Raw genomic sequence first — 26464 nt, 5'->3', positions numbered from 1 at the left:
AGTTGTTCCTGCTTCATCGTCAGTTGCCAGCGCACGGGAACCTTTGGATCAGCCCTCCCGTTTCGGTCTCACATTGACTCCACAGGCGCTTTTACGTCATCGGTCGTAGCCACTACCCAGGACGGCCAGCTTTAGGCGTGAAGCTGGCGAAGCATGTCGGTGGCGAACCACGCGAGATTCAACGCGGCATTCAGGTCGCGGTCCAGGATGCGTTTACAAACCAGGCATTGATAGGTACGATGTTTGAGTGGCATGCGCTTTTTGACATGCCCACAACACGAACACCGTTTGGTGGAAGGAAACCAGCGTGAAGCAATGAACACGTCTCCTCCTGCGGTGGCGACCTTGGTCTTGAGGAACTGCAAGAGTTGTCCCATCGCCGCATCAGCCACAGCTCTCGCCAGTTTGTGATTGGCCATCATCCCCAACAGATGGAGGTCTTCGATGCCGATCACTCCAGCGGTCCGTGCCAGTTCGGTGGTAAACTTGTGCTGGACATCCCGGCGAATATTGGCGATCTTCTGGTGCTCGCGGGCCACCTTCACCCGTTGTTTCTCATAATTTTTGCCGAAAACGGTTCGGCCCGTCTCCGGGTCTTTCGTTTTCTGCTTCCGTGCAAGGGTTCGTTGCAGCTTGCCGAGCTTCCCCAGATGGTGTTCGAGCGGCTTTTGGTTCTCAAGTCGTCGCCCATCGGAAACCACAGCAGCCTGCTTGATGCCCACATCCACCCCCACGACAGCCGTGGGAGTGGGAGGGCGCTGTTTCTTGATCTCGACCTGAATACTCACATACCAATGACCTGCTTCACAGGAGACCGTTGCCCCCAGCATTTTGACCGACTCACAGATGACCTGCTTGCGCTGGTTGCGCTTCTTCGTCGGCTGTGGCGCTTTTCCCTCCTCCACAAAGCGCAGCTTTTCGGCAAGATTGACGGTCCCAAGTTTGCGAAGCAGTTTCCCTCGCCCTTTCTCGATCTTGCGCTGATCCAGAAGGAAGCGGCCAAGTCCTGGGATTGACATCCAATGACTGCCGAGGGTGAATTTGTCATTGGAAAGGTAAAAGGATTCGTGCGATTTCCCTTTTTTCTTGTACCTGGGATACTCGGCTCGGCCTGCGAAGAAGTTGTCGTAGGCTTTCTTCAGGTCATCAAAAGCTCCTTCCACCACACATTTCGTCACGTCGTAGGTCCACGGATACTCCTGCTCCCGGATCTTGTTGAACTGCTTTTTCAGGGACATCGCGTTGGGGGACGTGAACGTGCGCTCGGCCTCGGGGACCGTTTCCTGTTCCACTTTGTACGCTTGATACTGTTTCTCCCACTGTTCTCTCCCCCAGTTGTAAATGAACCTTCTCGTACCACAGGCACGTTTGAGATACTCCACCTGTTCAGGCGTCGGGTTGATCCGTATTTTGTGCGCGGTTTTCATCCTTGAGCTCTTTCTCTAAGGCTTTGCGGTAATCCCTCAGATATTCATCTCCCTATGGTATTGATGTATAACGCAAAAGAACAAAAAAGCATATAGAAATATATGGCAAGTAATACAAGTTGCTCGAGTAAAGTGAAGATTTTTACATCCTATGGAAGTTTAGCACGCTCCAAACCACAACGTCCAGCAACATATACCAATATTATGCGGCCTTCGTCAATCACCTCCGCTCTCAGAGCGGAGGCTTGCATCTGGACTCCACCGCAACTCTGCATATCTTCTCAGACGTGCAGCTTTGGCTTCGTTGTCCGATGTATCAGGGGTCATTGACAAGGACCCCGTCGTGCTCCAATCCTGTCGAAGCACGAGCGTTCGCATAGTGATATTCCTCGCCCCAACCAGATCCGCATGCAGGATGTAAGGACACTGCTGACAGACGAAGAGCAACCCTTTATTTGGGCGGTTCCCATTAGCGGTATGTCCGCATCTGGGGCACGCTTTTGAGGTATAGTCTGCATCGACTTTGATGGCCTGAGAGCCTACGAGGGCCGCCTTGTAGCTGATGAGCGCGTGCAATTGGGCAAAGGACCATTGAGAGTACACCCGATTCGCTTTGCGCGCCTTTGGCGAAACCCGTTCATAGCCTTTCCCGTTTTTCTTGCGCTTGCGTTTCCGGCGCTTCGTCCGCTCTCGAATGTCGGTCAGTTGCTCTAACCCAATGAGGGCATGTGGGTGCTGAGTGATGATCTGTTTGGCGATAGTATGATTGGCTTGCAATTTCAACCGTCTCTCTCGCTGCTCGATCCGTCTCGCCCGACGTTTCGCGCCGCGAGTGCCTTTTTGCTGTAAGCGTTTACGCAGTCGTGCGTAATGGTTGGCTCGGTGTCGGACCTGACTCCCTGAATAAAAGCTCGCCTTGCCTGTCGAAGTGGAGACGACGGCCAGATAGCGAATGCCTACATCGACACCGACCACCTCGCCTAGGTCTTCACAGCCTGATTCCGGCACGTCGACCTTCAAGGAAACGAGCAAATAGAAACACTTCTTTGGGGTATCATACCAGAGCTTGGCATCCCCGATGCTTGCCCCATGCCGAATGAGGGCCAGATGTTTCTCGTAGCCCTGATAGGGGACGCTGATCCGTCCGTCCAGCGTTCCGATACTCACCCGACTATCGCACTGAAAGGTGTAGTCACGCTCATAGGTATACTGAACCGTTGGAGAACTGTAGTGCGGTGGCTGGTTCAGACCCTTAAAGCGTTTTTTTGGTGAGCTTCTTGCGGCGATGCTCAGCATTCTTCAAGAGCTTGGTCCAGAGTCCTTTGTAGGTGGCAGCGACCTGTCGCATTGCGCTACAGGCCAGTTGTGAAGGAAGATGATAGCGAGCGCGCAGGTCGGAATACATGCCTTTGTGCAGTCGGGTCATACTACTGGTTTTGCCCTGCTCAAAGGCATAGCAACTCACGGCGTTGAGAGCATCTCGATAGGCCAGTTGCACTTGGCGTAATGCCTGAAACTGCTCTGGGGTTGGCATGAGTTTGAGTTTGGCGGTGATGATCTGCTGCATGTGCTATTTGCTTTCGAGAGGAACGAGAGAGCTTCCCGTCCCTCTTCTCTTCCATGGTCACACGTTACAAAGCTCTTGTGGGCTTTCAGCAATGATTGGGCCACTCATGTGCCCCAAGAAGAAGCCCTGGATGTCAAACGAGTCTTGAAATGCCATGCAATCAAAGCGGTAACCGCCTTTGCCATCGTCGTCGAGAACCGCCCCTACGGCATCGAGCGTGTTCATCTGATGAGCGACATGAGGAAGATCATACTCGCTGTCATCAAAGTACATACTTCTTCCTTGAGTAAAAGCTGTTCGACACGTTTCATGATCGAAGGACAGGGCAATGGTTCCCCACAGAATCCGGTGTGGTATCATGTGGCAAACGCCCCTTTTGCTTGATAGATGGCTCCCCTGTCGCTATCATGCGACGTGGAGAGTCTAACGACTGTGAACTACACGCAAGACGCTTTCTGCTGGCTTGTGAGGAAACACAAGCCAGTGGTTTATATCTCCTGCAAATAATATACATAACTTGCAGCCATAAGTCAATATAATAAAGCAAGATATGGTACATGAAGCCTTAACTAAATGCTTGCTAAGTTATGATATGATAAGAGCATCAACGCACCCTCTGGAGTGAACTTGAATGGAAGAAAAAAGCAGATATACTCTCCGGGATTTATTCAATCACCTTCCCATCTCTTTGGCTGAATTAGCTCGGAGAAGTGGGGTGAATGAAGTCACGATTGCACGAATACGAAATGGGGAATCTGTTGCGCTGAGAAGCACAGCCAATAAGCTCTTGCGTGTGTTCTCCGAAGTGTACAATAGGCCGCTTACACTTGATAATGTTGACTTTCCTGTACGAGGATAATTCGGAGAAGATCTTTTTTGTTTGAAATGTGAGGTGTGTTATGTCTCTTTATCCATTAGCAGAACACATCTTCTCATCCTTGTGAAGTCCATGTTGGAGCCGCCTTACCCCTATCTTTCGAATAGGGGTAAGGCGGCTCTTCATGAAAAACAGGCTGGTAGAGCGCGTCCCCTGACATCCGTAAAGTATCGGGAGTGTGCGTAGCCCTGGCAGCCACAGGCTGCCAGGGCTACGCACACTCCAAACCTAAAAACGCTTGCACTATGAGGAAAAAGCCCGCTGGATACGCTCCAGGGCCAGTTGGATACGCTCCTCAGGAGCGGTCAGCGAGATACGTACATAGCCTTCGCCCGAGGGGCCAAAGTTCGTCCCAGGCGTCAGAAATACACCTGCCTTCTCAAAGAGCCAGTCCGCAAATTGTTTCGAGGTAAAGCTCTGAGGCACACTCGCCCAGACATACAGGCCCGCTTGATTGAGTGGGGCGCGCAAACCAAGCGCATTCCACCCCTGCACCAGCGCATCGCGGCGCCGCTTATAAATGACGTTACGCTTCAGAATCCAGTCTTCGGGCAGGTTTAACGCTTCAATCGCAGCGTACTGGACGGGACGGAAAATGCCGCTATCCACGTTGCTTTTCAAGCGCGCCACCGCATCTACTAGCGTCGGGTTACCGACCATCATGCCTATGCGAAAACCAGCCATGTTATAGGTCTTGCTGAGAGAGTGCAGCTCGACCGTGACCTCTTTGGCACCCGGAATTTCAAGCAGGCTGAGCGGACGCTCATGGTTGTCATAATAGACCTCGGCATAGGCCATATCATGCACAAGCGCCAGGTTATGCTGGCGCGCGAGGGCTACTGCTTGCTCAAAGAATGAACGTGGGGCACTGGCTGCGGTTGGATTATTGGGATAGTTCAGCCAGAGCAGCCTGGCCTTCGCCAGGACATCCCCCGGGATACTTTGCAAATCTGGGAGAAAGCCATTTTCCTCCCGCAGAGGCAGCAGATACGTCTGCGCGCCGACACTCGCGCTCGCCGAGATATACACGGGATAGTAGGGATCAGGAGCGAGCGCGATATCACCAGCGTTAAGCACACAGGAGGCGGCATAGACCAGGCCCTCTTTCGAGCCGATCAAAGGCATAATCTCCCGCTGGGGTGCTAGTTCCACGCCAAAGCGACGCTGGAACCAGCTGGCGATGGCCTCGTGTAGCTCCTGCATACCCCGATACTCGGGATAGCGATGGTTCTCCGCCACACGCATTTCAGCACAAAGGCGCTCGACGACCTGGGGAGGGGCTGGGAGGTCGGGATCACCTACCGAGAGATTGACGACATCCACGCCCTGCGCGGTCTTCTCCGCGATACGCCGCTTTGCGTCAGCAAAGTGAAACGGCGGCAAGTTTTCAATAAGGTGAGATAGCTGGACCAAAATGTACTCCTCGTCTGGAATGGATCTTTTCTCTTGTTATACCACAGGTTCGGCGGCAAACCAGTTCTTCCCAGACTTCATATCTACTTTTATCGGCACCTTCTGGGGCACCAATAACGTTCCAATCCCTTCCATAACCGCCTTCACCATCCGCTTCGCGCGCTCCAACTCCTCGACGGGCACCTCAAAGACAAGCTCGTCATGCACCTGCAAGATCATACGTGTCTTCATGCCATTTTGCAGGAAGGCATGCTGCAAGCGCAACATGGCAACCTTAATCAGGTCGGCGTTCGACCCCTGAATAGGCATGTTGACTGCCTCACGCTCCAGTGCCTGGCGCTCGACATGCGAGAGCACACGCATATCCGGGATAAAACGCTTGCGCCCAAAGTAGGTATTGACATACCCCTGCCGGCGCGCCTGCTCCAGCGTACTCTCCACGTAGACCTTGATATTGGGGAAGGTCTCATGATAGCGCTTAATAAAGTCAGCCGCCTCGCCGGGACGCATCCCCGTTACCTGGGAGAGGCCATAGGCCGACTGTCCATAGAGCACGGCATATACCACCGTTTTCGCCAGACGCCGCTGATCTCGGGTCACCTCCTCCACCGGAACGCTAAAGAGGGAAGCTGCGGTAATGGTATGAATGTCCTCGCCCTGGTTAAAGGCCTCCACCAGCCGTGGCTCATTCGTAATATTGGCCAGAATGCGCAGCTCGATCTGCGAATAATCAGCCGTCAGCAGGACATAGCTGGGATCCGCAATAAAGGCGCGCCGAATCTGGCGGCCAAGCTCAGTACGCACGGGAATATTTTGCAGGTTTGGGTTACTGGAGGAGAGACGCCCACTGGAGGCAATCGTCTGGTTGAACGAGGTATAGACACGCCCCGTCTGGCGATCCATCAGGGTCTGCAAGCCATCAATGTAGGTCGACTTGAGCTTGCTGAGCTGGCGGTACTCCAGCAATGAATCAATAGCAGGGTGCATACCACGCAAGTTCTCGATCACGTCCGCGCTCACAGAATAGCCTGTCTTGGTCTTCTTTCCAGCGGGCAGCTTCAATTCGACAAAGAGCACTTCGCCCAGTTGCTTAGGCGAGTTGACGTTAAAGTGATGCCCCACTGCGTCATAGATGGTCTGCTCCGCCTTCCGTAGTTGCTCATCGAGCTGTTCGCCAAACTCATGCAAAAACTCGGCATCAAGCGCGACACCATAGAGTTCCATCTGCATCAGCACCTTGATCAAAGGCATCTCAAGGCGATAGAACAGATCAAGCAGGTTATGCTTTTGCAGATCTTTATGCAAGGGAGCAACCAGGCGCAACGTCATATCGGCATCGCTACCCGCGTAGTCAGCGGCACGGCGGATGGGAACCTGCGCCATACTAATCATCTTACTGCCGCTGCCGATCAGCTCCGTGATGGGTGTCATGAGGATGCTCAGGCGTTGAAAGGCTTGCTCTTTCAGGCCCAGACCACGGCGTCCAGGCTCAATCAGGTAGGCGGCGAGCATGCTATCAAAGCTGAGTCCCTCCACCTGGATGCCGTAACGCAGCATGACGGCTATATCATACTTTGCGTTATGCATGTACTTGCCAATGCTTGCATCTTCAAAGATGGGCTTGAGCTGCTCTAGAACACGCGGCAACGGTAACTGGGTCCCTGGTTCCTGCCCATCGACGGTGGTGATATGCCCGACGGGAATATAGTACGCCTCGCCAGGGGCCATCGCAAACGACAGGCCAACCAGGTCGGCCTTGCGCTGATCCTCAGAGGTCGTCTCAGTATCAAAGGCAAAGTGGCCCGCGCCACGCAAACTCTTCACCAGTACATCTAACCCTTCCTCAGAGTTAATGATCATGGTGCTCGTCGGCGGCTGCACATTGCTTTCTTCAAAGAAGAGCGAGGTCTCGACCAATGCAGGTCCTGGTAGGCGCAACTTGCGCGCAACCTCCGCACGCGGCTCTGGCGTATCGAAGAGGCTTAACTGCATGGGGCCATCCTGCTCCTGCTCCTGAGTCTCAGGAAGTGCTCTTGGCTCTGTCGCAACCCTGGCTTCCACCGTAGAGGCAGGCGCTGTAACTACATACTCGGGAGCGACCTCCTCACGCCCCGGTGGTTGCGGCAAAGGCAAGATGGGAACAATACCCAGCGGTGGCGCTAAAAGCAGGCGCTCACGCTCATCTCCAGCAGCAACTTCACTGGCGGAGCGCGCATCCGGCTCTTCAAGCGGCTGAAGCCTCAAATCGGCCTCAGAGGTCACACTGACACCCAGCTGGCGGAAGAGCGCAAAGACGCGCTCAACCTGGTTGCGAAACTCAAGTTGGCGAAAGAGGGTTAAGATACGCTCACTGTCCACATGTGTCATGCGGCACGCTTCAAGGTCCAGAGAGACGGGTGCATCGAGCACGATGGTCGCCAGAAACTTGCTCTGACGCCCCTGCTCCTCGCCCTCCTGCAACAGTTTCTGCTCCTTTGGCTTCAACTCACTGGCATGGGCGAGAATATTTTCCAGATTGCCATACTCGACAATCAAGCGAGTAGCCGTCTTGGCGCCAATCCCCGCCACACCTGGAATATTATCTGACTTGTCACCAACCAGGCCCTTGTAGTCGATCAACTGGTGAGGAGCGAAGCCATAGCGTGCCTGGACTTCCTTCTCATCGTACTCTACGACTTCAGAAATACCGCGCTTGGCAACCTTCACTAACACCTGTTCATTGACCAGTTGCAGAGTATCCATATCCCCGGTATAGATAATGGTATCAACTCCCTGCGCCTTCGCCTGCACGGAGAGGGTTCCCAACACATCGTCGGCCTCATAGCCATCTTTTTCGTAGATCTGAATGCCAAAGGCCTGCACCACCTCGCGAATACGCGAAAATTGAGGGCGCATATTATCGGGAAGCGTTGGCCGGTGCGCCTTATACGGCGCGTATTGCTCATGCCGAAACGTCGGCGTCGGACGGTCAAAGGTCACCGCTATATAGTCTGGTCGCTCCTCCAATAATGCCTTCATCAGCATCGAGGTGAAGCCAAAGGTCGCATTGACTGGCTCGCCGCTACTCGTGGAAAGATCTTCAGGCACCGCGTGAAAGGCACGGTGAATAATGGCATGGCCGTCGATCAGTACGAGCTTCTTTCGCTTGTTTGCTTGTGTCATCTTGAGAACCCCAACTCTCTCAACATCGTTTGTTGCCTCTCTAACTATTCTTTCTTGCGGGCGCGAAACTGGAAAGAGCCGTTTTTGTTTTGTGGCATATATTCGCGCCAAACCAGCCAAACAAGCCAGCTTCTAGGGGATAGAGACTTTTGTAGCAGGCCCGGCATACTTCTTATGGTGCCAGTGTGCTACTGCTGTATTTTACTGTGTTTGCGCGCATCTGTATAGTATAGTTAGCTGGCAGGCAGTGTTGTATGTAGTTTCGTTGCGTCGTCAGTTACGCAAGGAGAGAGACAGACAACTTGAAAACAATAGAGTACCATGCTAGGACTCTTACAGCAACTGTCAGTGCAGCGATGTTTGACAGCCCTTGATGGTAATACCCACCATCAGCCTCCTGGAGGAGGGCTTGAGGAAAACAAAGGTGTTTTTCAGAAAAGTAGTGCACTCGCTGAAGGAGCGCGCCAGATTAACATAGGAGATGGCATAATGGTAGAAGACGCAAGAGAAGAGCTGTTAACGGTTCGCGAAGTAGCTCGCCGCCTGCGTGTAGACGACACAACAGTGCGCCGTTGGATCAAGAGTGGAGCGTTAGAAGCGATCACCCTGCCCCATCGTGGGAAACGCCAGGCATACCGCATCAAGAAATCAACGCTCGATCAACTACTTAACAGCTCAGTGCCTATCGAGTAATGTCGTTAGTACGTCATCGCATTTAATCCACACATTTACCCATGCCGAACAACACGCAACGGAGGCATAGTTGATGCCTCCGTTCTTCTTTTTTCTCCAACGTTACCTCAACAAGATCAACCCGCCTTTCGCCGCTCTCTATCCACAATGTAATTTTTCTCCATACCAATCGACCAGCGATAGATCCATTTTAAGAATACCTATTGAATTTAGTCTATACATACAAGGGATACACTGAATACAGGGAGAGCGTTATCATACCAACGCTACAAGTGGTAGGCAATACTTCAATGTCTCAGGAGGAGAAGGGATCTTTTTCTATGAAAATTGCAATCACGGGTGGAGCAGGATTTTTAGGTAGCCATCTTACAACAGCATATCTTGATGCTGGACATAACGTTATTGTCATTGATAATCTTAACAATGGTTCAGTAAACGCGGTTGACCCACGCGCCCGCTTTTATCAAATAGATATTCGCGACGAAAAGCTCCGCGCTATTTTAGCAAACGAGCGCCCCGATGTGGTCAGTCATCACGTCAATCAACATCTGTATGAAGTGCCACTGGCACAATCGCTTCTGGACGCAGATACCCACATTCGCGGACTGCTGCATGTGCTCGACAGCTGTGTGAATGCCTCTGTACGCAAGTTTATCTTCGCCTCGGGCGGCAATACGCTCTATGGACCAGTCGGCGAGGAGTACCTCCCACTCAGCGAGGAGACCCCTTTACAGCCACGCCAACCCGCCGATATTAGCCGGGCTGCGGGAGAATGGTATGTTCGTTACTACAGCCAGCAGCACGGCTTAACTCACGCCATTCTTCGCTACGCCGATGTCTATGGCGGCAATGGGAAGATCAATAATCCACACCCGCTCAACTATTTCCTGCATATGCTCAGTGAGGGACGGCGCCCCATTATTCGCGGCACAGGAGAGAGCATGCACGACCACATCGCTATTGATGACGTCATGCAGGCGAATCTGCAAGTCCTGACGCGCGGCAATAACCAGACGCTGCACATCAGTCGTGGTGAGGGCTATACCCTCAAACAGCTATACCTGCTGGCCGCCCAGGCCCTCGGCAGTGATATCGAGCCAGTCTACATCTCAGGCGCGCTGGCCGAGGATTCCGCCATCATACTTGATAACACGCGCGCCCGCCAGGTCCTTGACTGGCAGCCCAGAGTCTCACTCCAGGAGGGCATTACGCACCTCCTACGCGTGCAGCAGCAGGCCCAGGACTCCTTAAACCAGCAACCTCAATTCGCGCAAGTCAGCAGACGCTCCTCTCTGGCACATGTTTAAGGCGACATCCTCTCTGGCAGAGAAGTGGAAAAGGCAGAAGACCCAACACTGGGCCGTCTGCCTTTTTCCGCTCCACACTTTTGAGGCTACTAGCCACTTCGAGCTATTTCTCCACCTTTTCTTTACTCCTAATCATCGCCAGTGTGATATATATTTAAAATAGAAAGCAAAAAAATACAGATACGATAAAAATTCTGTCAGACAACAGATATATAAGCTATTTAGGAGCCACACATAACCTCATGGACACGCCTATTACTATAGACCTTTACAGTGACACCGTGACTAAACCCACGCCTGAGATGCGTCGCTATATGTGCGAGGCCGAGGTAGGCGATGAGCAATTGGGAGAAGATCCCACGGTTCATCGCTTGCAGGACATGATCGCGCAGCTTCTTGGCAAGGAGGCGGCCCTCTACCTCCCCTCTGGTACCATGTGCAACCAGGCGGCCTATGCCGTTCACTGCCAGCCTGGCGACGAGATCCTGATGGATAAGACCGCCCATCCCCTGCACTTTGAGGGTGGCGGCCCCACCCCCCTGAAAGGCATTCTTGTTCGCCCCCTGGAGGGTGAGCGCGGCGTCTTTAGCGCGCAACAACTGGAGGAGGGGCTGCGCAAACGAGATCGCTATAATCCACGCAGCCGCCTCATCTCCGTCGAGCAGACGGCGAACCTCGGCGGCGGCCGTTGCTGGCCGCTCGAAACCATCCGCGAGGTCTGCGAGAGCGCACACCAGCATGGGTTGGCAACGCATATGGATGGCGCCCGCCTGCTCAACGCGGTCGTAGCTACTGGCATCCCCGCCCATGAATACGCACGCTCATTTGATAGTCTCTGGATCGACCTGAGCAAGGGACTGGGTGCCCCTGTAGGCGGTGTACTGGCTGGCTCCCGCGAGTTCATCAACGAGGCATGGCGCTATAAGCAGCTCTTTGGGGGAGCGATGCGCCAGGCGGGAATCATCGCGGCCGCGGGCGTCTATGCTCTAGAACACCATGTCGAGCGCCTGGCAGAGGATCACCAGAACGCCCAGCGCCTGGCGCGTGGCCTGGCGAAACTACCCAGGCTCTTCTTAAATCCCGAAGAGGTCGAGACCAATATTGTGCTCTTCGATGTGACTGAGACAGGGCTTGACGCGACCCAGTTTGTGGCACTGGTCAAACAGGAGGCGGGCATTCGCTTTAGCGCCATGGGTTCCATGCTGATACGCGCCGTCACGCACCTGGGCATTACCGAGCAGGATATCGACAAGACTATTCAAGCGGTTGGACGACTTATGCGTGGCAAGACACTGGCCTACACTGGCACCACAGGCTCGCACACCGGCGCCTACTAGAGTAATACAGCACTGCTCAAGCACGCGCCTACATATGAAGACGGGTGCGACACGCCATTATATGTAGGCACGTGCTTGAGCAGCGTTGGGCAACTTCCTCATTCAGGCGACTGGGTGGCATGGAGCCATTGTGCACCTGTAACCTGGAGCAGGTCTGCGACACGCAATTGTAGATCAACTCCGCGCTGCCCACCACTGACAAGAATTTCCGCAAACGCCTGTGCGCTACGATCCAGATAGACCGGAAATGGCTTTTGCAGGAGAGCCAGGGCCGAGATACCCCCAACCTTCAGACCCGTCAGTTTCTCGGCCTGCATATGGCTAGCCATGCGCACCCCTTTTATGTCTAGTTCTCGTGCCACCAGGCGTAGGTCAACCTCGCAATTAGCTGGAACCATGAGCAGGAATGGGCGCCCCTGTAAGTCGTCTTCGCGCAGCAATACCAGCGTCTTAAACACTTGCTCAGGTGGCAAGCCTAGCGTCTGCGCCACCTGCTGGGCATCTCGAATGCTATCATCGAAGGTGTGTACAGTGTAAGCGACTTTTTTTGCGTCCAGGGCACGCATCGCCTGAGTACGAACTCCCTTTGCCATTGCCTGCAAAACTCCTTGCATAAAAAGAGAAGGCCATCCTCCCCTGAAACGGGAGAACAGCCCCTCATGATGACCTCTGCCAAAACATGCATGGCTACTGCTGAAGGCCAGTGACGACCCGTGCGTACTTCTCCGCCAGGGCCTGAGCCTGCTCAGATGAGACCGACTCGGCAACAACATGGAAGAGGGGGTTATCCGCGTCCGGCAGGACCAGGACCCATTCGCTTCCCAGGTCGATCTTAATGCCATCAATGGGCTTGGCGCGGCGCTCACGATACTGCTCGCTCAAGATGCGCATGACCTTACCCTTATGCTCCCAGGGACAGGTGACGTGCGTCGTGCTCATGTAGTACGACGGCAGATCATCTACGACCTCGGAGAGGCGCATATCAAAGGTAGAGAGCAATTCGAGCAGCTTGGCAATCGCCAGCATACCATCAAAGGCAGGCTGAAGCGCAGGGAAGACAAATCCGCCCCGGCCATCACCAACCATCACTACACCCTCACGGCTGGCCGCCGTCATCAAAGCGTGTGAGAGCACCTTGGTGTGCTGAATGTAACCATCATAACGCTTGGCAATATGCTGCAAGGCGCTGGGTGCCGTCACAGGTACGGCAACCGTTCCACCACGATGGGCGCGCAGGTAGAGACTGGCCATCACCGCCAACATCTTCATCCCATCCAGCACGCGACCACGATCATCAACGAGCGAGATACGCTCACCACCCGCGTCAATACGAATGCCCATGTCCGTGTTCAGAGCCGAGGTCACAGCAGCCAGGCGCTGCATACTACGTCCCTCCTCATCCACGGGACCGGTGCTCAAATCATCGGCGGTAGTGTTGAGCACGATTACTTCACAGCCCAGTTTATCGAAAATCTGGGGCAAGAGCTGTATAGTGCTACTATGCGCGTAATCCACCACAAGCTGGAATTTGCGCTTGCGCACAGCCTCGTAATCCACAATACTATTAAAGCCCTCAAGGTAACGACCAGTGACCTCGGCATTGCTGAGAACCTCAATAGCGCCGATTTCGTCCAGGTAGACACGGCGATAGTCCTCGCGGAAGAAGAGATTCTCAATCTTGCGCTCGGTCGTCTTGTTGATATCGAGGCCATTCTGATCGAAAAGCTTGATATCTACCGCGCGTGGATCATAGGGTGAGACCCGAACGTGAACACCGCCAACCGCATCCGTGTTGCGAATAAAGTAGCGCGCCACTGGCAGAGGAACCTGGTTGATGTCATTGACATCAACGCCCGCTGAGGGAAGGCCCGCATTGATGCCGCGTTTGATCATACGCGAAGTACGGTGATCGTCCCGGTTGAGGCCAACAACTGAACCGCGAGGCAGGATCGCGCCATAGGCCGCGCCAAGGCGAGTCGCGAACTCAGGCGTGATATCGATATTGACCAACCCGGTCACACCATGGCGGCTAAAAAGGCTGCGGCGCCCCTGTGATCCCCAGATAATGCTGGTATTGATCACCGCCCCGGCCTCAATCTCTTTATCCGGCCAGATCTTCACATTTGGCTGAATAATCGCGCCTTCCTGAATGCTTGAGTTGTCGCCGATGACCGACCCCTCAAACATGACAGCCTTCCCTTTGACGCTGGTCGAGGAACCAACAATGGCGCCACGCAGTTCAGAGCGTTCACCAATGTAGGAATTGTTCCAGACGATGCTGCGATCCACCTGGGCGCGCTCATCAATGATGGAATAATGCCCAATTGTGCTTGGGCCATGAATAATAGCCCCTGGCTTCACCTTACACTCATGCGCCAGGTAGATTGGTCCATAGAGCTGGGCATCGGAAGCGATCTCAACGCCCTCCTCACACCAGATATTGCCGCCAATATTTTTCGCGGGAATATCGATGTCGACCAGGCCCTGCAAGGCTTCCGCGTTCGCGCGCATATATTCGCTCAGGTTACCAACATCGCACCAGTAGCCCTTGGGGGCGACGTATCCATAAATGGGATCGCCCTGCTTGAGCATCATGGGGAAGAGTTCCTGGCTAAAGTCAAACTGCTTATTCTTCTCGAAGTAGGTGAAAATCTTGGGGTCGAGGACATAGATGCCCGTATTGATTGTATCGCTAAAGACCTCGCCCCAACTCGGCTTCTCCAGAAACTGGGTAATGTGCCCGTCCTCATTGGTAATGATGACACCGTATTCAAGGGGATTGTGCACATGCGCAAGCAGGAGCGTTGCCAGAGACTTTTTCTCGTTGTGGTACTTAATGACTTCCGTCAAGTCGTAATCAGTCAAGGCATCGCCACTGATCACCAGAAACGGCTCTGTTAACTGGTCCTCGGCGTTCTTCACACTACCAGCGGTTCCCAACGGCTCATTCTCACGCGAATAGGTGATGCGCATACCGAACTGAGAACCGTTTCCAAAGTAGTCTTCTATATTGCTCGCCAGATACTGAACCGTAACAACGACCTCGGTAATACCATGACGCTTCAACAAATTCAGAATATGCTCCATTACTGGTTTCCCAGCAATCGGTACCATAGGCTTGGGACGTTGAATCGTCAATGGTCGCAGCCTCGATCCTTCTCCCCCGGCCATTACAACCGCTTTCATAGAGGCCTCCCTTGCCAAAGGCAACTCTCCCGGTTGCCTTCACAGACCAACAAAAAAAGTGTAACGTTATTCAATTTAAAGAAGAAATTATGAAGGAAGGACGGCGTAGCATAGCCACGCCGTCCCATCTGCTCCGCTCTTTTTATTGTACAACATGCTTAAAACTCGTCGCAAGTTGTTACCAATCACTCAAACGCCCGTGTTCCACTAACCAGCGCACAAAACGGTGATAATTTGTTTCTTCAATTAGTAGCTGCTCTTCGTACTTTTCCTGCAATTGAATCAACTTTAATGATTCATCCAATGTAAAACCCTCATCCAGGAGGGCATCAACCAGCAGATCTACATATTGCTGTTGTTTCATCCGCAAGTCCTCCTTTTGCAACTCGTCTAACTACCCTCTTATTCGGAAACCAACGTCGCTCTCGCGACTAACGCTTCGCGTTCAGGTTTCCGGATAGGCATTACCTGTAGTTCGGGGATATGTGCTACTAGTTAACACCGTGACGTCGCAAGAAACGGAGACAGACAGATCTGAACCAGCAGACAATCGGCGTCTTCGACAGGCCCCTTTGCCTTCCCATGCAGGCACACAACGCATACAGCCCTGTTGATATCCAGGGGCTATAAGCTACTCTCTTTGAGAGATGTGCCTGACGCAGACAATGAACATGGATAAGTAAACGATGTGGAAGATCGAGCGATGTAGCGTTGTCCCTCCCCTTGTAACAGGCCCCTACCATTTTTACGCTACTATACAGAGTATAGTGTATAACATAGAAGTGACGCGCGCAAATATGTGAACGGGTACAGGCTGCCACGGCCCTTCTGTCCACTATTCGCCATGTGAAATGTAGTGCCGAATCTCTTCTTCGTGATCATAAAAATAACTGATGGCGTCATAGACCTGGGCCAGGCTCAAATGCTGACTATCAGCGATCTCCTCTGGATCCTGTCCGCTTTGAAACAGCAGAATGACATGGCGAACGGTTGTACGTGTTCCCTCAATAATTGGCTCGCCGGCATAAATGGCGGTATTGCGTATAATATATGGATGCGTGGTACGCTCGATGGTCATAACTCATCCTTTCTCGATGCCGCGGTGCCATTCCTTCTCAGCATACCACGGCACCTACTATACTCATCCGCTTAAGTTAAAATCTTGTAAAGAAAAGCCCGGTTGAATTCACGAAAAATTCACATCAGGATGCCGCTACTAAACGTACTTCTCATGCCGACTCAGCCAATCAAGCTCATCCTCGTTATGAGTGAGTTTTCAGAAAAATCTTGACAGCGCTTAAAATCCTCTGGTACAATACTTTCCATTGAGAGGTGGTGGGTGTAATTCACTAGCAAATCGACTGGCTATATGACCGTTCACGGTCCACACACCCTCCCAGGGAAAGAGGCATCGCCCATGAGCATTCCTCTTTTTTTCGAGCGTATATGAGAAATGGGTTGTGAGCAACCACTGGCAGGAATGAATGACATTTCTACCTACCTGCCTCATCTCCTGCTAGCGCAGAGGCACCTTCGTGTCGCGCCTGGTTTACCTTCATTTGAAGGTAGGGGGATCTCAGACCCTCGCATTGTAGGATGACACCCTATAGTTATTACCCCAGCCCGTCTCTTCAAGAGACATGGAACAGCTCAGTCGATAGAAGCGGGCTTGTCGAATAACCCACAAGGTTATGTCAACACAAAGGTAGATAGGTAGATAGAGAGAAGCGGACGCGGAAACTTTGGAGAGACAACAAGCACACGCCGTTTTTGATCGCCTCAATCTCGAGGCACTGCAAGAGCTGTTAGAGACTCACAACTTCGGCAAAGGCGATCACGTAATCTATATACCCGTTATTGATTCAACCAATACAAGGGCAATGCAATTTGCCCGTGAAGGGATAGCAGAAGGCACAGTAGTTCTCACGGAGCAACAAACTGCTGGCAGAGGTCGTCTCGGTCGTAGCTGGGCAGATGTCGAGGGATGTAATATTCTCTCCTCTACCATCCTCCGCCCGCACTTTCCACCCTACTTGCTCATGATGCTGGCCCCCCTGGCGCTGGTTGAAGCGATTCAGGCTACCTGCAACATACAAGCTACCATCAAATGGCCAAACGATGTTCTGATTGGCGACCAAAAAGTTGCTGGCATTCTCATCGAGACCAGCCATGATCAATCTGGTCACCTGGTTGCCATCATCGGAATAGGTGTCAATGTGAAGGGTCACATCGATCCCATTGCACACCTGATAGATATCCATCGTGAACAGAGCGCAAGCTCCGTTCAAAACGCTCAGGAGAGCGAGCAGCCAGCCGGCAAAACAGTTGCGCGAGCGACCACATTGGAAGAGGCATGTGGTTACCCGGTGAGCCGAGAACGGCTCATTGCGGCCATGCTTCACGCTATTGAGCGCTACTATCTCCCCCTTCAAGAGGAGAGAGATACCGTGGGCTCTCAACTGTCTATGGCTCAATTGCTACGCGAGACCTGGCGTAGCCAGTTGTCAACCCTGGGACGTACCATAACGGTACGCCAGGGAGATCGTACCCTCAGCGGCGTTGCTGAGGACGTGGATGACGGGGGAGCTCTGTTGCTTCGCAGTCATTCGGGTGAACTGGTCAGCATTAGCTGGGGAGATGTAGGATATACGCTTCCAGATGAGTGCTGATACCTGGTTAAGGGAGTTCCTTAACCGTAGACATGAGGGGAAAAAAAGATGGAGACACAGGACGTATTCCTCACAAATGATGGTCTACAGCGTGCTTTAAGTCAGCTGGAAAATTTGCGCACCGAGGGCCGTGCAAAGGTTGCACAGTACCTTCACGATGCCAAGGAATCTGGCGATGTCATCGACAACGCGGCTTATGATGATGCCAAAAAAGAGCAGGCGCTGCTGGAATCACGCATCCTGGAGCTAGAACACCTGGTCACCAGGGCCAAGCTCATCAACAATGCACGCACCGATGAAGTCTCCCTCGGCTCAATCGTCCATCTGAGATCGAGTGAAGGACGCGATTACTGCTATACCATCGTCGGCGCCTTTGAAGCCAGTCCCAGTGCCGGGCGTATTTCTAACGAGTCGCCCGTCGGAAGAGCATTGCTCGGGCACAAGGCCGGCGATCATGTTATCGTCTCAACGCCAGGCGGGGTCAAAGAGTACACGATTTCGCGCATTGAATAAAGCTTCACGCGCCACCCCAACCATCATACGATTAATAAACCCAGATCAGCCCCTGGTTATCCCCTAAAAACAATTGCTCATCCCTTGATGGCTCGTGCAACATTCCCATACGAGTCCTCAAGGGATTTTTTTCTGCTTCCACCATGACTGTGGCAAGGGTGCCCTCGGCTTTAGCGGGAGGGAGGAATTGCCACATATACCACATATAGAATTGACAATACTACAGGTTAGTGGCAAAATGGATGTATGCAGATACAACGAACTATCACCATTGTCATAGAGCCTGATAGCGACCTTGAGCACACCATTAATGTGTTTCGAGAGGTACAACATTTCCTCTCTGAACCGTGTTTCAATGGTGGGAAGCCTCTTGGAGCTCTTGCCTTGCAACGGGCTTGCTATCATGATGTCAAAGGTTCGCTTTCTGCACAAATGACGATCTCCGCTATTCGCCTTGTCTCAGCTGCTTATGCCAGTGCCAAAGCCAACAAGAAACCTGCACAACGCCCTTTCCTCTTCAAGAAAGCACGTGCTTTGTTCTTGGTTGGGAAGCGCGGGCGTGATGCTGATTTTCGCAAGGATGGTTCCCTCTCTATCTGGACCGTCACAGGACGAAAACATCTCATGTACACCATCCCTCAAGATTTCAAGACCATCTTTGAGAAAGCCGTTGAGATTGATAGCCTCACCGTTCTCAAGCGCAATGGCAGGCTCATTGGATGTGTGACGCTCACACTTGACGTTCCAGAACCTCAAGGTATTCTCCCTGTCGGCATTGACCTCAACGAGACAAATGCACTCGTTGCTGTCGATCCTGATGGTCAGACACTCTTCGTGAGCGGGAAAGACGTCAAAGTCAAGAATCGTCGTACTGCCAAGACCCGCGCTCGTCTCCAGCGCAAACATACGACCCGTAAGGCAGAGAAGAAGGATACACGAAGCATCCTGCATGTGCTCTCTGGTATATGCTAAAATAAGCTTATGCATGGACAACACTGGACACCAGAAGATGATGCTTATTTGTTGCAGTGGGCTGGGAAAAAGCCTACATCTGAGATAGCTAATCATCTTGATCGAACAATAGACGGCGTCAAAAATCGAGCAAGGTTGTATAAGATCTCTCTTGGGAATCATTGGAAGCAAGATGAGTTGATAGCCTTGCAAAACGCTGGAAATCAAGGAAGAACAAGGGATATTGCTATCACCCTCGGACGTTCCATAAATTCTGTTCGCCGCAAAAGAAAATCTCTGGACCTCACCCCAAGCGCAAATGTTTTCAATCGTAAGTACACAATTAACGACGCTGCTTTTGTTGCCCTGTCTGAGGAATCTGCCTATTGGATGGGTTTTATTGCGGCCGACGGATGTTTGAGGCAAGGAACAAAAGGAATAAGCACTGTTGCTATACAACTTGCTGAAAAGGATGCAGAACATTTGATGCGACTGCGTTCATTCCTTAATGCAGAGCATCCAGTAACTGTAAATCATGGGAAAGCTTCTTTTATATTTTCCAGCGCCACCATATACCAAAAACTCATTGATTGTGGCATTACCCCTAATAAGACTGCGACTCTGACCTTCCCTTTGACTATTCCACATACCCTCAGGCATCACTTCATCCGTGGTTACTTTGACGGTGATGGCTCGATTGGTAGAGGAAAGGACAACTGCCCATTTTTTAATCTTCTTGGTACAGAAGCTTTTCTTCGATCTGTTCTTAGCATCCTCCCTGTTACAGCTAAGGTGAATAAAAGAGCCGATTGTAACATCTACCGCATTCAACTGTGGGGGGAAAAAGCCAGACAAACCTTTCGTTGGATGTATCAAGATGCAACGGTGTTCCTTCCCAGAAAATGGGAAAGAGCAAGAGAATATCTGCTTTAGCAGCTTGGTCGCAAACAACGCAACCGCACACGCACCTTTGCCCCTAAGAATGCAGTGCTTGTCTTTGAAGACCTGCATCTGCCCAAACCGGAAAAGGGCAAGCTCAGAGGCAAGGCACTCAGACGTCGAATGAGCCTTTGGCAACGACGTCTCATTCGCACCTGTGTGGAAAACAAAGCCCAGGAAAGTGGGCTGAGTGTCACTGAGGTCAACTCTGCCTATACGAGCAAGAACTGCTCTCGTTGTGGTTTGCGTGGTGTGCGTAAGCGTCACTCCTTTACCTGTCCTCACTGTGGTCACACTGATCACGCTGACGTCAATGCGGCGGTAAACATCCGCAACCGCTATACTGCCTTTCGGGGTAGTGGGCTGCTGTCAATCAGCCCTGAAGCCCAATCCTAACGGATGTGGGCAAGCCTCTGCATTTATGTATGGGGTATTGACTATTCAGTAACAACAAACAATGATACAATACACGAGATTTACTACCTTTCGAAAACCTGAGCGCGCTTGTCCCCGAATGGGGGAAGCACTAGCTATGTGAGTGGCGCCGCCGTGCCCCCAAATGGGGGTTGGTTTTCGTCTAAGAAGGTCAGCACCTCGAGCTATCCATGCCTCGCTCTCACACATCAACCTTATCCTCAGATGATCGCCTATGCGCGCTATAATGGCTGTGTGGAGCAAGCATGCCACCGATACACGCTGGAATACTATGGATCTTATTCCGAAACCCAACGTCACTGGCGTGACTAGCGCTTCCCCCATTCGGGGACAAGCGCGCTCAGGGTTTTCGGATCAGAAGATGTTGAAGGGAAAGAAGAAAGCATGCCAGAAGAAAGGGAGATACGCATCCAACGCCTCAACGCCCTGCGAGAGCAGGGTATCGACCCCTATCCCAATAGCGTAGAGCGTACCCATACCATTGAAAATGTGCTCACCCATTTTGACCAGTACGCTGGACCCGAGGGAGATTTCGCCCTCGTCGGTCGCGTGCGCCTCCTACGCGAAATGGGAAAAGCCGCCTTCGCTAAGATTGAGGATGGCACCGGCGCACTCCAGGTCTACTTCCGCATTAACGACCTGGGTGAGGAGAGCTATCGCGTTCTTAAACTGCTCGACCTGGGCGATTTTATCGAAGCACGAGGCTTCCTCTTTGTGACGCGTACCGGAGAGCGCACCCTCCATGTGAAAGGCTGGCGCGTCATTGGCAAGGGCTTGCAGCCTTTGCCAGAGAAATATCATGGGCTTGAAGACAAAGAGCTTCGCCAGCGCAAACGCTATCTCGATCTCATCGCCAATGGCGAGGAGGTCAAAACGGTCTTCGAGACCCGTAGCCGGGTAATCAGCGCCATGCGCCGCTTCCTGGAGAGCCAGGGCTACCTGGAGTTTGAGACGCCAATCTTACAGCCCCTCTATGGTGGCGCCACGGCTCGCCCATTTATCACGCATCACAACACGCTTGACCGCGACCTCTACCTGCGTATTGCGGTTGAACTCTACCTCAAACGCCTGATCGTAGGTGGCTTTGAGCGCGTCTATGAGATCGGGCGCAACTTCCGCAATGAGGGTATTGATCGCAGCCATAACCCCGAATTCACCATGATGGAGTGCTACCAGGCCTACGCGGACTACAACGATATGATGAAGCTGGTAGAGGAGATGATCGCCTACATCGCGCAAGAGGTAAAAGGCACAACCCGCGTCACCTACCAGGGAACCGAGATTGACCTGACGCCCCCCTGGCCACGTATTCCCTTGCTAGAGGCCATCCACAAATACACAGGCATCGACGTCAATGCCTTCCCCGACCGCGAGAGCCTGGCCGCCGAGATGCACGCCAAAGGCTATATCGTGGATCCCAAACTGGGCCGGGGTCGCCTCATCGATGATCTGAAAGGCGAGATGTTCCGTAAGGGCATTCCAGAACTAAAACAGGCCATCTTCTTGATTGACTATCCACTGGATGTCTCGCCGCTCACCAAACGCCACCGCACCCATAGCGGCCTGGTGGAGCGCTTCCAACCATTCATCGGCGGCCTGGAGACTGGCAACTCCTTCACAGAGCTCAATGATCCCCTGGATCAGCGCGCGCGCTTTGAAGATCAAATGAAGCAGAAGAGCCAGGGCGACGAGGAGGCCCAGGTACTGGATGAAGACTTCCTGGAGGCGCTTGAGATCGGCATGCCTCCCACGGGCGGTGTCGGCATCGGCGTTGACCGCCTCGCCATGCTCATGGCGGACCAGGAGTCCATTCGTGACGTTATTCTCTTCCCCACCATGCGCAAAACGGCGGAAGAGCAGACGGTCGAAGCCTAAATAAGTGATGTGGTGCAGTAGCCGCTACTTGCGTACGCGGCTACTACTGCACCACACCATCGACGTGTCTACTCAAGTGTCCGCTCTTCCTGCCGCACACCCGTCACACGAATCTTATATCCCAGCCCTTTCCACCTGGAAACGATTTTGGCAAGTTTACGCTCTAATTCGGCATGTGTATGCGCCTCGATCTGCGCCATCGAGGTCGTAGGAAAGTAAGCTGGATGAGTGAGACGATACGTCACAGCGTATCTCACGTGATTCCTCCTTAGAGCATAGATGGCGTTTCTCTTTTACCATAGCGATCAGCGAAAACTGAGCTCATTCTTCGTCGAATACATAGTACTGTAATAAAAGAGAGTCCCAAAAGACGTTTTGATTAAAAAAGATGATGGTATTGGATGTTGGAGCTGGAATACGATGCCTGCACCCTTTTCATGTACTTCCCCCCTGCTTGCGACGTTGAAGACGCTTGGGCGAGAGGGGCTGGATTTGCTCTTTCCTCCGCGTTGCGCCTCCTGCCAGCAGCCTGGACACGTTCTCTGCCCACGCTGCCAGGCCCGGCTTCAGGCCCAGGCCTTACCAACACATCCTCCCTGCCCCCTCTGCACACAGCGAGGAGGGCCGAACGCCTGCCTGCTCTATCCACCCGGGGGACATATGCATGACATTTACGCCTTTGGCCCCTATGCCGATCCACTGCGCTCCTGCATCAAAACACTGAAATATGATGGAGAGACACGCCTGGCCGAGCATCTGGGGACCTTACTGGCCCAGACGTATCAACGCTTTCAACTAGAGGCCGATGTCTTGCTTCCTGTCCCGCTCCATCCGGCACGCCAGCGTCTGCGTGGCTTCAATCAGGCCCTCCTGCTGGCACGCGTCTGCTCCCGATTGACCGGCGTTCCTGTAAATGAAGAACTGATTCGCCAGCGGCCAACGCAGGCCCAGGTCTCCCTTACAGGCAGGTCACGCCAGCAGAATGTGATGGGAGCATTTCTCTATGTCTCTACGGCTGCAACCCCAGGCGTCGCAAACCGTAAAATTCTTATCATTGATGATGTTTGTACGACAGGTACAACCCTGGATGCATGCGCGCGTCCGCTCTTCGCCGCTGGCGCTCACTCGGTCACTGGACTGGTGCTTGCCTCGGCCTGGCACCGGACATAGGTCTCACACCGGGCGCTCCCTATCGTACACAGTTCACGACCTGCGACGAAAGGAGCGGCAATACCTGATCGAGAAATGCGCCATATTGACGCGCTAGCGGGACGCATCGGTTTTCGTGTGGCGACCACCCGAGACAAAAAAGAGGCGGCAAAGTATATCGAGCCAGAACTACTACCCAGAGTCACAGCCTTTATAAAAGATGTACTGCACGAGATCGATAACCGTGTGTGTTATAATAAAGCACACAAGAGACAATCATTATATATTCGGTAACATCATTTGCTTATCGATAGAAGTAGAGAGGTAGTTCGTTGATTGCTTATCTTCCGATACATACTAGAGAGAGGCGCCTGAATGCCAAGTAACAGGAGATGGCTCAGAACGGGTATTCTCTGGCTTCTGGCGATTATAGCGATTTTCCTCCTGGGCCTTATCATCCTTCGACCACAAACCGGAAGCAAAACGGTTAATGTCTCAACGATACTCCAACACGTCAAAGAAGACATCGCGAAAAATCAGACGGATACGCTGAGCGTCGATAGCAACACCCTCACGCTCATTCGTGGCACCCAACCAGATGCGCCAAGGGAGACGGCCAGTATTAATGAGAGCTTCGATGCCACTCGCGTACTCAAAGATAATGGCATTGACTATGTCAACAATCGTCTTTTACTCCTGCGCTATGAAACGCCGAGCCAGGTCTGGAACTGGCTGGGGAGCCTGGTAGGGCTGATCCCTTTCCTGATCCTCGCTGTCCTATTTTTTGTGCTCATTCGCCAGGCCCAGGGAAGCAATAACCAGACCATGTCATTTGGTAAAAGCCGGGCCAGGATGTTTATGGGCAATAAGCCCTCGGTCACCTTTACCGATGTCGCAGGCGTGGAGGAGGCCAAGCAAGAGCTTCAAGAAATCGTAGAATTCCTCAAATATCCCGAGAAGTTCGCCGCCCTTGGCGCACGCATTCCCAAAGGCCTCTTGTTGGTTGGTCCTCCAGGTACAGGCAAAACGCTCATCTCTCGCGCCGTCGCAGGAGAAGCAGGCGTCCCCTTTTTCAGTATTAGTGGATCAGAATTTGTAGAAATGTTTGTTGGTGTCGGCGCCAGCCGCGTGCGTGACCTCTTTGAGCAGGCCAAGCGCAATAGTCCCTGCATTGTTTTCGTCGATGAGATCGACGCCGTTGGTCGCCAGCGTGGCGCGGGCCTGGGTGGCTCTCACGATGAGCGCGAGCAGACGCTCAACCAGATCCTGGTCGAGATGGACGGCTTTGATAATAACACTAACGTGATCGTCATTGCCGCGACCAATCGCCCCGACGTGCTTGATCCCGCGCTCCTGCGCCCTGGACGCTTCGACCGCCAGATCGTGCTTGATCGCCCCGATATTCGCGGGCGTATCGCCATCCTCCAGGTTCACGCCAAAGGTAAGCCCCTGGAGAACGACATCTCTCTGGAGACCCTCGCGCGTCAGACACCCGGCTTCTCTGGCGCCGACCTGGCCAATGTCCTCAATGAGGCCGCGATCCTGGCTGCGCGCCGCAATAAGCACCGCGTTGGCATGAGCGAGCTAGAGGAGGCCACCGACCGCGTCGTGGCGGGTCCAGCACGCAAGAGTCGTATTATTAGCGAACGCGAGAAAGCAATCACCGCCTATCACGAGGTTGGGCATGCCCTTGTCGCGCGTATGCTACCCAACTGCGACCCGGTACATAAAGTCTCGATTGTGGCCCGCGGCCAGGCAGGCGGCTTCACGATGCTCCTCCCCACCGAGGACCGTTATCTCTGGAGCAAGCCCCAGTTTGAAGATATGCTGGCCTATGCTCTGGGTGGTCATGTCGCCGAGTTCCTTATCTTTGGCGCGGTCACAACCGGGGCCTCCAACGATATTGAGCGCGTTACTAAGATAGCCCGCTCCATGGTCACCGAGTATGGCATGAGTAATCGCATCGGCCCCATGGCGCTTGGACATAAAGACGAGCTTGTCTTCCTCGGGCGCGACTTTGGCGAGCAGCGCAATTATAGCGAACAAACGGCACGCGAGGTCGATGAGGAGATTCATCGCATCATCCACGAGGCCTTTGGCAGAGCTCAAACCATCTTGCAACAAAACAAGACGCGCCTGATCATGATTAGTGAGCGCCTGATCAAGGAGGAGACTCTGGAGGGACCACTCTTCGAGTCACTCTTCAACCAGCCAATCAACGAAGGCCAGTATGATACCCCCTCCATTCTCGCAGGCATACCGGAGGAGCTACCTTCCACTCACGTGGAGATGCCGCTCATCACCCCTCGCCTCCCCCTCAACGGCGAGAAACCCGACATATATTAACAAACCTCTCATATAGTAGGTGGCTGGGGCTTATGCCCTCTAAGAGTCAATGGTCGTGGCGTGAGACACGACCATTGACTCTTGAGCGCCGCAGGCGCGAAAGCTGACGTTTGCAAAACACGGCACCCTACATACACGTTTTCCATTGACATTACATATCCCAGCCTGATATCATAAATTAGTAGGTTGTCAATAAAGACAACAAGCCTGTCCCGCGCTGAACGAAAAAAGTACAGAAGTAGCGGCCAACAGCGATCCGAAATAGAGTGGAAGTTCGGAACGGAGATGCACTTCTCGAACGCCTTCGCGAGCGGCTGACCGAAGAAAATTGCCTGTATCATGCCGGTAATGCGGCTCCGTACAGGGAATAAGTAGGTTGGGTGGCTGGTTACCACGCAGCAGAGAACCAGAAAAAGTGGTCTTTCATCTTCGCTACAACGACGTAGGGCAGGAAGCTTCTCCATCGTAGCTTTTTGCCGCTTCGAAGCGAAAGACAAGTAGGGTGGCACCACGGGTGTGAAAAGGAGCCTTTCCTTTTACTCTCGTCCCTTCAACTGTTTACGGAAGGGGCAACAGAGGAAAGCCATTGGCTCTCAGTTCCTTCCAGGAAGTTAGTCC

21 protein-coding genes and 1 pseudogene are annotated in these 26464 nt (G+C 52.9%); 12 read left to right on the top strand and 10 right to left on the bottom strand.

Annotated features, from left to right (window positions below; genetic code table 11):
* Window positions 1-131: 131 nt before the first annotated feature.
* The 3 genes and pseudogenes from JMJ16_RS29225 to JMJ16_RS29215 all read right to left on the bottom strand — a co-directional run bounded on the left by JMJ16_RS29225 (window position 132) and on the right by JMJ16_RS29215 (window position 3267).
* On the bottom strand, window positions 132-1427 hold the full coding sequence (locus JMJ16_RS29225; protein ID WP_201387343.1) for an RNA-guided endonuclease TnpB family protein: 1296 nt from the start codon (window positions 1425-1427) through the stop codon (window positions 132-134).
* Window positions 1428-1643: 216 nt separating this feature from the next.
* Window positions 1644-2994, bottom strand: a pseudogene (locus JMJ16_RS29220) (RNA-guided endonuclease InsQ/TnpB family protein).
* 57 nt (window positions 2995-3051) lie between these two features.
* Window positions 3052-3267: a hypothetical protein gene (locus JMJ16_RS29215; RefSeq protein ID WP_201387341.1), complete on the bottom strand. Its 216-nt coding sequence runs from the start codon at window positions 3265-3267 to the stop codon at window positions 3052-3054.
* A 358-nt stretch (window positions 3268-3625) separates the two neighbouring features.
* Between JMJ16_RS29215 and JMJ16_RS57310 the strand changes: the two genes are divergently transcribed.
* Window positions 3626-3853, top strand: coding sequence for a helix-turn-helix domain-containing protein (locus JMJ16_RS57310; protein ID WP_374229102.1), 228 nt, complete (start codon window positions 3626-3628; stop codon window positions 3851-3853).
* 261 nt (window positions 3854-4114) lie between these two features.
* On the opposite strand, the gene JMJ16_RS29210 is transcribed toward JMJ16_RS57310, so the two are convergent.
* Complete coding sequence (locus tag JMJ16_RS29210; RefSeq protein WP_201387339.1) at window positions 4115-5284, bottom strand: LL-diaminopimelate aminotransferase; 1170 nt, start codon at window positions 5282-5284, stop codon at window positions 4115-4117.
* A gap of 36 nt (window positions 5285-5320) precedes the next feature.
* Entirely contained in the window at window positions 5321-8446 is a 3126-nt protein-coding gene (gene polA / locus JMJ16_RS29205; RefSeq protein WP_201387337.1) for a DNA polymerase I, read from the bottom strand.
* A 489-nt stretch (window positions 8447-8935) separates the two neighbouring features.
* Here polA and JMJ16_RS29200 point away from each other — a divergent pair, with 489 nt between their 5' ends.
* The 3 genes from JMJ16_RS29200 to JMJ16_RS29190 all read left to right on the top strand — a co-directional run bounded on the left by JMJ16_RS29200 (window position 8936) and on the right by JMJ16_RS29190 (window position 11783).
* Window positions 8936-9139, top strand: a complete 204-nt coding sequence (locus tag JMJ16_RS29200; protein ID WP_007906152.1) for a helix-turn-helix domain-containing protein — start codon at window positions 8936-8938, stop codon at window positions 9137-9139.
* A gap of 320 nt (window positions 9140-9459) precedes the next feature.
* Window positions 9460-10446: an NAD-dependent epimerase/dehydratase family protein gene (locus tag JMJ16_RS29195; protein ID WP_201387335.1), complete on the top strand. Its 987-nt coding sequence runs from the start codon at window positions 9460-9462 to the stop codon at window positions 10444-10446.
* A 242-nt stretch (window positions 10447-10688) separates the two neighbouring features.
* Window positions 10689-11783 (top strand): low specificity L-threonine aldolase, encoded by a 1095-nt coding sequence (locus JMJ16_RS29190; protein WP_201387333.1) that lies wholly within the window; start codon window positions 10689-10691, stop codon window positions 11781-11783.
* 98 nt (window positions 11784-11881) lie between these two features.
* Here JMJ16_RS29190 and JMJ16_RS29185 read toward each other — a convergent pair whose 3' ends face one another.
* From JMJ16_RS29185 to JMJ16_RS29170, 4 genes are all read right to left on the bottom strand, one after another.
* A complete protein-coding gene (locus tag JMJ16_RS29185; protein WP_201387331.1) occupies window positions 11882-12376 on the bottom strand; it encodes an aminoacyl-tRNA deacylase in 495 nt (164 codons plus the stop codon).
* Between the two features lie 94 nt (window positions 12377-12470).
* A complete protein-coding gene (locus tag JMJ16_RS29180; protein ID WP_201371499.1) occupies window positions 12471-14969 on the bottom strand; it encodes a mannose-1-phosphate guanyltransferase in 2499 nt (832 codons plus the stop codon).
* Window positions 14970-15147: 178 nt separating this feature from the next.
* Window positions 15148-15333, bottom strand: a complete 186-nt coding sequence (locus tag JMJ16_RS29175) for a hypothetical protein (protein ID WP_201387328.1) — start codon at window positions 15331-15333, stop codon at window positions 15148-15150.
* A gap of 471 nt (window positions 15334-15804) precedes the next feature.
* Window positions 15805-16047 carry a DUF433 domain-containing protein gene (locus JMJ16_RS29170; RefSeq protein ID WP_007906169.1) on the bottom strand — a complete coding sequence of 81 codons (243 nt, stop codon included), beginning with the start codon at window positions 16045-16047 and terminating at the stop codon, window positions 15805-15807.
* A gap of 664 nt (window positions 16048-16711) precedes the next feature.
* Here JMJ16_RS29170 and JMJ16_RS29165 point away from each other — a divergent pair.
* The 6 genes from JMJ16_RS29165 (at window position 16712) to lysS (ending at window position 22351) form a co-directional block, all read left to right on the top strand.
* The gene (locus JMJ16_RS29165; RefSeq protein ID WP_201379589.1) at window positions 16712-17638 is read left to right on the top strand and encodes a biotin--[acetyl-CoA-carboxylase] ligase; all 927 of its coding nucleotides are present in this window, start codon (window positions 16712-16714) and stop codon (window positions 17636-17638) included.
* Window positions 17639-17686: 48 nt separating this feature from the next.
* A complete protein-coding gene (locus JMJ16_RS29160) occupies window positions 17687-18151 on the top strand; it encodes a transcription elongation factor GreA (protein ID WP_201371496.1) in 465 nt (154 codons plus the stop codon).
* Window positions 18152-18397: 246 nt separating this feature from the next.
* The gene (locus JMJ16_RS29155) at window positions 18398-19123 is read left to right on the top strand and encodes a hypothetical protein (protein WP_201387326.1); all 726 of its coding nucleotides are present in this window, start codon (window positions 18398-18400) and stop codon (window positions 19121-19123) included.
* A gap of 9 nt (window positions 19124-19132) precedes the next feature.
* Window positions 19133-20035, top strand: coding sequence for a hypothetical protein (locus JMJ16_RS29150; protein ID WP_201387324.1), 903 nt, complete (start codon window positions 19133-19135; stop codon window positions 20033-20035).
* A gap of 54 nt (window positions 20036-20089) precedes the next feature.
* Entirely contained in the window at window positions 20090-20437 is a 348-nt protein-coding gene (locus JMJ16_RS29145; RefSeq protein WP_236601733.1) for a zinc ribbon domain-containing protein, read from the top strand.
* A 423-nt stretch (window positions 20438-20860) separates the two neighbouring features.
* Complete coding sequence (gene lysS, locus JMJ16_RS29140; protein ID WP_201387320.1) at window positions 20861-22351, top strand: lysine--tRNA ligase; 1491 nt, start codon at window positions 20861-20863, stop codon at window positions 22349-22351.
* Between the two features lie 68 nt (window positions 22352-22419).
* Here the strand turns inward: lysS and JMJ16_RS29135 are convergent, their stop codons facing one another.
* A complete protein-coding gene (locus JMJ16_RS29135) occupies window positions 22420-22608 on the bottom strand; it encodes a hypothetical protein (protein WP_201387318.1) in 189 nt (62 codons plus the stop codon).
* Window positions 22609-22771: 163 nt separating this feature from the next.
* Here JMJ16_RS29135 and JMJ16_RS29130 point away from each other — a divergent pair, with 163 nt between their 5' ends.
* Window positions 22772-23521, top strand: a complete 750-nt coding sequence (locus JMJ16_RS29130; protein WP_201387316.1) for a ComF family protein — start codon at window positions 22772-22774, stop codon at window positions 23519-23521.
* A 354-nt stretch (window positions 23522-23875) separates the two neighbouring features.
* Entirely contained in the window at window positions 23876-25846 is a 1971-nt protein-coding gene (gene ftsH, locus JMJ16_RS29125; RefSeq protein WP_201387314.1) for an ATP-dependent zinc metalloprotease FtsH, read from the top strand.
* The last annotated feature ends 618 nt before the right edge of the window (window positions 25847-26464 follow it).

The sequence above is a fragment of the Ktedonobacter sp. SOSP1-52 genome, assembly GCF_016587395.1.
Note: the sequence above shows the minus strand (reverse complement) of the source record. Positions and strands in the feature narration are given on the sequence as shown.

Bases quoted from the DNA above. Each gene is read 5' to 3' on its own strand.
- JMJ16_RS29180 (WP_201371499.1), bottom strand. From the start codon at position 14,969: ATGAAAGCGGTTGTAATGGCCGGGGGAGAAGGATCGAGGCTGCGACCA.
- JMJ16_RS29195 (WP_201387335.1), top strand. From the start codon at position 9,460: ATGAAAATTGCAATCACGGGTGGAGCAGGATTTTTAGGTAGCCATCTT.
- ftsH (WP_201387314.1), top strand. From the start codon at position 23,876: ATGCCAAGTAACAGGAGATGGCTCAGAACGGGTATTCTCTGGCTTCTG.
- JMJ16_RS29215 (WP_201387341.1), bottom strand. From the start codon at position 3,267: ATGTACTTTGATGACAGCGAGTATGATCTTCCTCATGTCGCTCATCAG.
- JMJ16_RS29190 (WP_201387333.1), top strand. From the start codon at position 10,689: ATGGACACGCCTATTACTATAGACCTTTACAGTGACACCGTGACTAAA.
- JMJ16_RS29200 (WP_007906152.1), top strand. From the start codon at position 8,936: ATGGTAGAAGACGCAAGAGAAGAGCTGTTAACGGTTCGCGAAGTAGCT.
- JMJ16_RS29155 (WP_201387326.1), top strand. From the start codon at position 18,398: ATGCAGATACAACGAACTATCACCATTGTCATAGAGCCTGATAGCGAC.
- JMJ16_RS29185 (WP_201387331.1), bottom strand. From the start codon at position 12,376: ATGGCAAAGGGAGTTCGTACTCAGGCGATGCGTGCCCTGGACGCAAAA.
- JMJ16_RS29225 (WP_201387343.1), bottom strand. From the start codon at position 1,427: ATGAAAACCGCGCACAAAATACGGATCAACCCGACGCCTGAACAGGTG.
- JMJ16_RS29150 (WP_201387324.1), top strand. From the start codon at position 19,133: ATGCATGGACAACACTGGACACCAGAAGATGATGCTTATTTGTTGCAG.
- JMJ16_RS29175 (WP_201387328.1), bottom strand. From the start codon at position 15,333: ATGAAACAACAGCAATATGTAGATCTGCTGGTTGATGCCCTCCTGGAT.
- lysS (WP_201387320.1), top strand. From the start codon at position 20,861: ATGCCAGAAGAAAGGGAGATACGCATCCAACGCCTCAACGCCCTGCGA.
- JMJ16_RS29170 (WP_007906169.1), bottom strand. From the start codon at position 16,047: ATGACCATCGAGCGTACCACGCATCCATATATTATACGCAATACCGCC.
- JMJ16_RS29130 (WP_201387316.1), top strand. From the start codon at position 22,772: ATGCCTGCACCCTTTTCATGTACTTCCCCCCTGCTTGCGACGTTGAAG.
- JMJ16_RS29160 (WP_201371496.1), top strand. From the start codon at position 17,687: ATGGAGACACAGGACGTATTCCTCACAAATGATGGTCTACAGCGTGCT.
- polA (WP_201387337.1), bottom strand. From the start codon at position 8,446: ATGACACAAGCAAACAAGCGAAAGAAGCTCGTACTGATCGACGGCCAT.
- JMJ16_RS57310 (WP_374229102.1), top strand. From the start codon at position 3,626: ATGGAAGAAAAAAGCAGATATACTCTCCGGGATTTATTCAATCACCTT.